We start from the raw sequence: 7518 nt of genomic DNA, 5'->3' as shown, positions 1-7518 counted from the left end.
ATGGGACCAGCCGCCGATTAATTATCTGGACATTCCTACACTCGACCAGATTGTTCGGACGTACGGCGCTAAATACCAGATTGTTTACAACCGCCCCCTCCCTACCCAGATAGTACAGGACAACAGCGAAACCATGCAGTTGAACGAGCATGCCTGGCTAAAAGAGAACCATCCCGACGTAGTGTTGATGGACGATCTATATAAGCAACATTATCCGAAAACGGTCAATAATTACAATCATCTGCAATTGATGATCTACGCCAACAGCAACCATTTCATTTCGATGCATGGCGGCACGGCGGCATTGGCAAGCTGCTTCGGCGGAACGAATATCATTCTGTCGAACCCAAACTGGGGCATGGAACATCATTTCAATGAGTATGAGAACCTATTCCCGAAGTTGTCAGGCGCTACCATTCTGCACGCCAAAGATCGGGCTGAGGTTTTGAGGTATCTAGGTCAATACTATTAATAGCATTCCGTGTTATGATTATCAGTAGAATAACCAGTGGCTTAGGGAATCAGCTTTTTCAGTACGCCGTTGCCCGGCACCTGGCACTGAAAAACAAGACGACTTTGTACCTGGATCTGAGCTACTATAAGTATCAGTATGAAACCGATACGCCCCGTGCGTTTAAGCTCGGTCATTTTTCGGCACCGTACCGTATCCTGCAAAAATCGCCTTTGCAGTACGTATCAAAAGCCACAAAGCTGCTACCAAATCGGAGCATGCCGCCCTTTTTTCTGTTTCTGAAAGAGAAGCACTTTCATTTCGACGAAGACGTATTACGCGCTCAGGCTCAATGCATTACGTTAGATGGATTCTGGCAGTCGGAAGCGTATTTTCAGGAAAGTGCCGATACAATACGACGAGAGTTGATGCTGGTAGATGCGCCAAGTCCCGAGTTCAATCATTATCAGCAGCAGATCCACGCTACGTCGATGCCCGTTTCCATTCATATCCGGCGGGGCGATTACGTAAACCATCCGGAGTTTAGCAAAACATTCGGATTTGTGGGCCTTGCGTACTATGAGCAGGCAATTCGTCAATTAACCGGTAAAATTAAAAATCCTCAATTTTTCGTCTTCAGCGATGATCAGGAGTGGGTACGACAAAACTTATCTCTGCCCGATAATTCCGTTTTCGTCAAAAATACAGGACCTGATGCCGACGTAGCGGACCTGGTTCTGATGAGTCAGTGCCGGCATCATATTATTGCCAATAGTTCTTTCAGCTGGTGGGGCGCCTGGCTCAATCCGAACCCTAACAAACTGGTAATTAGCCCCAAACAATGGTATAAAAACAAACCGACCTGGAATACAAAAGATTTGCTTCCATCGACATGGCTGGCTTTATAACTACCGTCGAAAAGCCTATCCAACCCTTGATGTGCTATGATAAAAGTATTAATTGACCATCAGAAATTCAGTACGCAGAAGTACGGCGGAATCAGCCGCTACTTTGCCAACATTATCCAGGGCATTAAGCGCACCGATACCATTACGTATCAGTTGGGAGTTCTACACGCCAAAAATCATTACATACAGAATGAGCCACTTCTCATTAAAGGAAGCCTGAGCGATCGGGTGCTAAATCGGAATGATCGATACGATTACCAGATGAATCAGCTTTACTGTCGGCGGTTGTTGAGTAAAGCGAATTTCGATGTGTTTCATCCAACGTATTATGATCCGTATTTTCTCAAAGAGTTACGAAAACCGCTGGTCATCACGATTCACGATATGACGTACGAGCGGCTACCGGAATATTTCTGGAATCAGGACCCACTCACCCACCAGAAGCGACTCAATATTAAACGGGCCGATGCCATCATTACGATTTCGAACACAACCCGGAAAGATCTGCTCAGTTTTTTCGATGTAGATCCGAAAAAGGTATCGGTTATCTACCACGGAATTGACGTGGAATCGCCTTTGCAGGTTCAGTCGGTGCCTAATCTGCCCGAACAGTACGTATTGTTTGTTGGCGACCGGAGCGGCTACAAAAATTTCTACTTGTTCATGAATGCATTTCAGCAGCTGGCTCCTCGTTTTCCTGACCTGAACGTAATCTTGACGGGTGGCGGGAAGCTGGAAATTGCCGATCGTGAATTTCTGCAACGTATTGGTTTGACAGACCGGGTTCGGCACATCAATGCAACGGATGAGCAGTTGAATTTTCTGTATCAGAATGCACAATTGTTCGTGTATCCATCTCTTTATGAGGGTTTTGGACTACCTATTCTGGAAGCGTTTAAAGCGCGGTGCCCGATGCTTCTCAGCGATACAGAATGCTTTCGGGAAGTAGCCGCTGATGCCGCTGTCTATTTCAAACCTACTGAAATCGATGACCTGATTCATAAACTAGAGACAACCCTGACCGATAGTACCCTGAAAGACCAACTGGTCAGGAAGGGTACGCAGCGGCTGGCAGATTTTCCACTACAGAAATCAATCGATCAGACCCTGGACGTCTATAAATCATTAGCCCGATAGCTTATCGCCGTGAGATTATGAACATTTTAAACGCCCCCGACTGGATCAATAATTTCCGCTATCCATTTGCTTCCTTCAACGATATTCCACAATCGGTGTTCGACGCAATTAATCGTGACCTTGAACACGTACAATCCAAAAATCCGGAGGTAAGTGTTGTCATTCCGGCCTGGAATGAGGAGGTCAATATACTACGTAGCGTAGCATCGCTGGCCAAAATGCAGACTGACATCCCGTTCGAAATTATAGTGGTAAATAATAATTCGACGGATCAGATGCAGGACACGCTGGACAAGCTTCGGATACGTAGCGTGTTCCAACCCATTCAGGGCTGGGGCCCGGCCCGGCAGAAAGGGCTGGAAGAGGCTCAGGGGAAATACATACTTACCGCCGATGCCGACTGCCTGTATCCACCCGACTGGATCAATGAAATGATGGCGGTACTACGTCAGCCAGGCGTTGCCTGCGTGTACGGTCGCTATTCATTTATTCCATCACCGGGTTTTGCCCGTTGGAAGCTGGCTCTGCTGGAGACTCTGAAGGACAGCATTGCGGAAGTCCGCCATATGAAACGCCCCCATCTGAATACATACGGAATGAGTTCGGGATACCTCCGTGAATATGCCCTGAAAGTCGGCTACGTAATGCACAAAATTCGGGGTGAAGATGGGCGGTTGTGCTTCGACCTGATGCAGTTTGGCTCAGTAGAACAGGTGAAAGCCGATAACGCCCGTGTCTGGACAGGTACCCGAACGCTCCAGAAAGACGGCAGTTTCTCCCGAACGCTGTTCCTCAAAATAGGGCATGAGCTTCGACGACTGAAAGGCATGTTCGTTGCGCAGCCTCCTCACGATACAAAAACGTCTGTGAACCCGTAGTTCGGAACACAAACCACTATTAATCACAGCAAAACTATTTACTAAGAACTACCCATTCAGGTCATGTTTGTTCGTTGCAAGTTGATTTCCTCTCACTGGATTTGCTTCCTGCTTCTGCTGGTATTGACTACCAGTAGCGTAAGCTGGGCGCAATGCAGCCAGGGCGCCATCATTTGCGAAACGTTTGGAGCTGGTCAGCGCGGGGCACTTCCGCAAGGACAAACCAATTTTACGTATCGGGCAATACGTTGTCCCGGCGATGGTGAATACAACCTGGCCGATACGCTGGACGGAGGTTGTCATGGCGATGCCTGGCATACCGTTCGGGAAGATCATACGCCAGGCGATGTGCGGGGTAATATGTTCATAGTCAACGCATCATACCAGCCGAGTGAGTTCTATAGTCAGAAAGCAACAGGTTTATGTCCCGGCGTTACGTATGAGTTTTCGTTATGGGTTCTTAATGTCAACAAGATTCTGCAGGCTGGCGAATGTGACGAATTCAACTTACGTAACCCCATTATCGCCATGCGCGTGGAACAGGCCGATGGAACACTTATTAGAGAAGTTATTCAGCCGGCGGTTCCGCGTACTACGTCACCAACCTGGGTGCCTTTGTCCATGCAGTTCGCTATCCAGACCAACACCAACGACATTGTCGTCAAACTGATTAACAAAGGGTTAGGCGGCTGTGGCAACGATCTGATTATCGACGATATAGCGTTTCGCCCCATTCACCCTACGCTAACGATTCAGTTTTCTGGCTCAACCGATTCAGAAACAACCGTTTGCGCCGATACGCGGCTGACATTGAATGTCGGAACGGCAGCAGGATATCCAAATCCCGCTTATCTCTGGCAACAAAGCCGGGATGGGCAGACCTGGTCGGCTGTGGCTGGTGCAGGTCGGGCTACCTATACGATTAATCGCGTTCAGCCGGGCCGGACGTATTATCGACTGAGAAATACTCAGGCCATTAATGCCGACGCTGTTGGGCGGGCGCAGTGTTCAGCTGAATCCAACGTACTGATTGTCAATGGCCGGGAGGATGCCCCATTTAGTCTGGGCGAGGACGTTACGTTCTGCGAGGATGCTACGTATACGTTTCCAGTCCCCGGCCCATTCCCGGCGGGCACTACGTACGTCTGGTCGGATCAGAGCACAGATCGCCAACTTACGGTTCAAACGGCGGGCACGTACTGGCTGGAAACAAACCTGAACGGATGTACGTACCGCGATTCAGTGGAAACGAAAACCCAGAACTGCCACCCCGAAGACATCTACGTACCAGACGCTTTTTCACCGAACAACGATACTATCAATGATAAGCTGGTTGTTTTTCATGCCGGTACGTTCACAGATTATACGTTTACAGTCTTCGACCGTTGGGGAAGTGTCATTTTTATGAGTCAACACCCTGATTCGCAATGGGATGGGATGTATAAAAACCAACCCTGTACCGCAGGAATTTATGCCTGGACAATTCAGTACAGTGTTGTCAGCACTTTAAATAAAGATAATCGTTTTGCCCGGAGCGGTACTGTTCTGCTGGTCCGGTAATACCTAATTCAATTCTCTTTTGACTAAAAACTTAAATCAGTTATAATGAATCCAGTAACATGCAGCATACTTATAGCGACTTATAACCGCCCGGCTGCACTGGAACGGTGTTTGATAAGCTTATTTCAGCAAAGTAGACTCCCTAACGAGATTATTATCTGCGATGATGGGTCGGCAGAACCAACCCGGCAGTTGGTTGAGCGACTACAAGCTATCAGCCCGGTTCCGATGCTGCACGTATGGCAACCTGACGAAGGATTCCAGCTGGCCCGCATCCGAAATATGGGTATGGCCGCAGCAAAAGGCGAGTACCTGATTCAGATGGACGGCGACGTGATTCTACACCCGCGATTTGTTGAAGACCATCTGCATCATGCTCAGCCCGGCTACTTCTTTTCAGGAACTCAGTACCATCTGTCGGCCGAGATCACGCAACGGCTTTTAAATGAACCTTCTTTATCACTCAAAGAAGCACTGCGTGAGCATCGTCTGAATAAGTCCGAGTCGATGTCGATCAAGGCAATATTACAACAATCGCGCTGGAACTGGAGCCGGCTTCGGATTTTACCCTTACAGAAGCTCGTAGCCCGGTTTTATCATTGGAAAACCCACTATCGATACGTTTCAGGCTGTAGCATGGGATTCTGGCGGAAGGACCTTATTCAGGTCAATGGATACGATGAACAATTTACGGGCTGGGGCTGGGAGGATACAGACCTCGCGCTACGTCTGATGAATCTAGGCCTTAAGCTGCGCTTTATCCGGCTTGGCGCCATTCAATACCACCTGAACCATTTGAAAGAGTCGCGTGGTCAGGAATCCATAAACCAGGATAGAGCAATGCAAACGATCCAGCAAAAGTTGATTGCCTGTCAGTACGGGCTGCAACAACATGTTCACTTTTCCGACACGCAATCAACATAAAATTTCAACTAACTGATAATCAAACCTTTTTGCGTACTACGTTCCTCAGAATCAGCTACAGGCACGTAGTGCAGTTGACTAAATCTATAATTTCCACAACCATTTTCACCTTAAATTAAAAATGAGTTTTCGTCAATTACCAGAACAAATTTTATGCTCCGTACACCCCATGCAACAGAATTACGAATTCCCCGATGTTACGCTTTTAGTAACACACTATAACCGAAGCAGCTCACTGGAAAATCTGCTGGCGAGTTTTAAACAACTAAACTGCAAATTTGGAGGCATTGTCGTATCGGACGATGGCAGTCAGGAAAAGCACATCACCTACATGAAGGATTTGCAGAAGGAGTACGACTTCCGACTAATTACGACCCCTCAGAACAAAGGGTTAGGCAACAACATTAATAAGGGGCAGGATGCGGTCCAAACGCCATTCACGTTGTACATACAGGAGGACTTCGAACCGTCGCAGGAATTTCCGGCCCATCTGGTCGATTCGCTCAAAATTCTCCGGGAGCATCCAGAATTTGATATCGTTCGCTATTACGCCTATCTGCGTTACCCTTATCTAAAACCATTTACGGAAGCCTTCTCAGAGATGGTTATCCCGGCATGGGCTACGAATTACAACAAAATCTATTACTATAGCGACCATCCCCATCTACGTCGTAGTACGTTCTTCGAGAAGTTTGGTCGGTACGCAGAAGGAATTCATCCTGATAAAACTGAATACCGGATGTCGGTTGCTTTTATTCGCAATAAAGGGCGAGGTCTCTTTTATAATGATTATCAGAATCTGTTTTATCAAAAAAATAGCGAGGATGAACCCAGCACCATTGCCCGTAAAAGCTGGACAGTAAGCGGCAACCCGATTCTGGTTTTACTACGTGATATTTATAAACAGATCAAATTCAACCACGATATTTATTTTATGCGCCTGTAGTAAGTGAACATACAGCTTCTTAGTTACGTAGTTGAGAAGTTGATCCAAATTTTCTGGATGTTACTCTTCCATATCTGCATCTGGGAAAGTTCAGTAAACTTAAAAATGCCAGACCTTACTATTCCTTAACTGTTGCGCTATCGTTGATTATTCTTTTTATTCTAATTCATGAAACACCGATTCCAGGTACTCGATATTTTTAGAGGCATTTTTGCTTCTATGGTCGTATTATTTCATTTATCTGGATTTTCTGATACGCCAATCCTGAATAATGAATTCATTTATAATTCGGACATGTTCGTCGATTTCTTTTTTGTTCTGAGTGGATTTGTGATTGTCTATAATTACAAATCCATCTCCTCCTTCGATCAGTTTAAAACTTTTCTACAAAAAAGAATCGTAAGAGTGTATCCCCTTCACTTTCTTATGCTCATGGCTTTTTTAGGAATAGAGCTTTCCAAACATTCCCTTTCGGCCTACATTCACGTTAATAGACTAGAGAATGAGCATAACAATATATATAGCTTTTTTACCAGTTTGTTTTTAGTTAATTCCATAAAAATGTTTGGCATTAAGGACGTTAGCTGGAACATACCAAGCTGGTCCATCAGTGCTGAAATGATCTCCTACATTGTATTTGGGCTGACACTCGTGTTACTTAGCTATTATAATTTACAGAGAATAAAGAGTTATACCTTCCTGGTGATTGCAATC

At 46.2% G+C, this 7518-nt stretch carries 7 protein-coding genes and 1 pseudogene; all 8 read left to right on the top strand.

What is annotated here, in order from left to right; translation table 11 throughout:
- Positions 1 to 472: pseudogene (locus ACOJS8_RS11295) on the top strand (hypothetical protein); the annotation flags it as partial.
- A 14-nt stretch (positions 473 to 486) separates the two neighbouring features.
- Positions 487 to 1359 (top strand): alpha-1,2-fucosyltransferase, encoded by an 873-nt coding sequence (locus ACOJS8_RS11290; RefSeq protein ID WP_420148647.1) that lies wholly within the window; start codon positions 487 to 489, stop codon positions 1357 to 1359.
- A 36-nt stretch (positions 1360 to 1395) separates the two neighbouring features.
- Complete coding sequence (locus ACOJS8_RS11285) at positions 1396 to 2496, top strand: glycosyltransferase family 4 protein (RefSeq protein ID WP_420148646.1); 1101 nt, start codon at positions 1396 to 1398, stop codon at positions 2494 to 2496.
- A gap of 17 nt (positions 2497 to 2513) precedes the next feature.
- Positions 2514 to 3374, top strand: coding sequence for a glycosyltransferase family 2 protein (locus ACOJS8_RS11280; RefSeq protein WP_420148645.1), 861 nt, complete (start codon positions 2514 to 2516; stop codon positions 3372 to 3374).
- A gap of 63 nt (positions 3375 to 3437) precedes the next feature.
- The gene (locus ACOJS8_RS11275; protein WP_420148644.1) at positions 3438 to 4934 is read left to right on the top strand and encodes a gliding motility-associated C-terminal domain-containing protein; all 1497 of its coding nucleotides are present in this window, start codon (positions 3438 to 3440) and stop codon (positions 4932 to 4934) included.
- A 45-nt stretch (positions 4935 to 4979) separates the two neighbouring features.
- Complete coding sequence (locus ACOJS8_RS11270; protein WP_420148643.1) at positions 4980 to 5858, top strand: glycosyltransferase family 2 protein; 879 nt, start codon at positions 4980 to 4982, stop codon at positions 5856 to 5858.
- A 169-nt stretch (positions 5859 to 6027) separates the two neighbouring features.
- On the top strand, positions 6028 to 6804 hold the full coding sequence (locus ACOJS8_RS11265) for a glycosyltransferase family 2 protein (protein WP_420148642.1): 777 nt from the start codon (positions 6028 to 6030) through the stop codon (positions 6802 to 6804).
- A gap of 168 nt (positions 6805 to 6972) precedes the next feature.
- Positions 6973 to 7518: acyltransferase family protein (locus ACOJS8_RS11260; protein ID WP_420148641.1), on the top strand; the 546-nt coding region annotated here is incomplete at its 3' end.

The organism is Spirosoma sp., assembly GCF_048594605.1.
GTDB lineage: Bacteria > Bacteroidota > Bacteroidia > Cytophagales > Spirosomataceae > Spirosoma.
The sequence above is the reverse complement of the archived record's forward strand: the minus strand, read 5'-3'. Positions and strand labels throughout refer to the sequence as shown.

What these genes read in the sequence shown, in the direction of transcription:
- ACOJS8_RS11290 (WP_420148647.1), top strand. Translation starts at nt 487, where the DNA reads ATGATTATCAGTAGAATAACCAGTGGCTTAGGGAATCAGCTTTTTCAG.
- ACOJS8_RS11285 (WP_420148646.1), top strand. Translation starts at nt 1,396, where the DNA reads ATGATAAAAGTATTAATTGACCATCAGAAATTCAGTACGCAGAAGTAC.
- ACOJS8_RS11280 (WP_420148645.1), top strand. Translation starts at nt 2,514, where the DNA reads ATGAACATTTTAAACGCCCCCGACTGGATCAATAATTTCCGCTATCCA.
- ACOJS8_RS11275 (WP_420148644.1), top strand. Translation starts at nt 3,438, where the DNA reads ATGTTTGTTCGTTGCAAGTTGATTTCCTCTCACTGGATTTGCTTCCTG.
- ACOJS8_RS11270 (WP_420148643.1), top strand. Translation starts at nt 4,980, where the DNA reads ATGAATCCAGTAACATGCAGCATACTTATAGCGACTTATAACCGCCCG.
- ACOJS8_RS11265 (WP_420148642.1), top strand. Translation starts at nt 6,028, where the DNA reads ATGCAACAGAATTACGAATTCCCCGATGTTACGCTTTTAGTAACACAC.